Source organism: Actinoallomurus acaciae, from assembly GCF_042429965.1.
GTDB lineage: Bacteria > Actinomycetota > Actinomycetes > Streptosporangiales > Streptosporangiaceae > Actinoallomurus > Actinoallomurus acaciae.
On the sequence record NZ_JBHLZP010001287.1, the window covers coordinates 1 to 568 of the forward strand.

1 protein-coding gene is annotated in these 568 nt (G+C 55.5%); it reads right to left on the reverse strand.

The window, feature by feature from the left end; genetic code table 11:
• Nucleotides 1–200 precede the first annotated feature (200 nt).
• On the reverse strand, nt 201–568 hold a 368-nt coding region (locus ACFFNX_RS52110), incomplete at its 5' end, for a hypothetical protein (protein WP_378213910.1).

Here is a 568-nt window from a genome sequence, read left to right on the forward strand (position 1 = left end):
TTAGTCTTATGTCGTTGCTAATCCAACGAGTCGATTCTAAGTGTGGTCGCCTTTTAACCGTGAAGTCGTGGTATCAGTCAACGCGGAGATACTAAGTTGGTATAACCGTGGCCGGGGTCGAGGTGCTACAACAATACGTGAATGGGGTTGTCATTTATCTCGTAGTGAATTCGTGAGGTGTCGATATGCGCCGTCCGCCGCTAGAACTCCGTGTCCCCGAGCACGTGGTACATTAGACGCTTGAAAGAGTTCGATTGCTGGATGTGCTCTTCCTGCAGGGAGTTTACGAAGGTCGTTTGTTTTCCGTTCTGTGCTACTCCATTCGAGGCAGCCTGCTTCGTGGGTTTGGGAGTTGGCACTGGCCTCTTGTTGGACGGCGCCGTGAAGACCTTGGGCTGGATGGGCACGGGGACCTCTTCGACGATGTCTCCCAGGCCCTCCTCTTGCAGAGCGCGGAACGTCTCCGACTTGGCCGGGTCGTACAGCAGTGTGGGCTTGTGGCTCTTCACAACGTGCGGCCGCCCGTAATGGCCGTTAGCGGGCAAGGGCGACGATTGTTGCCTAATCG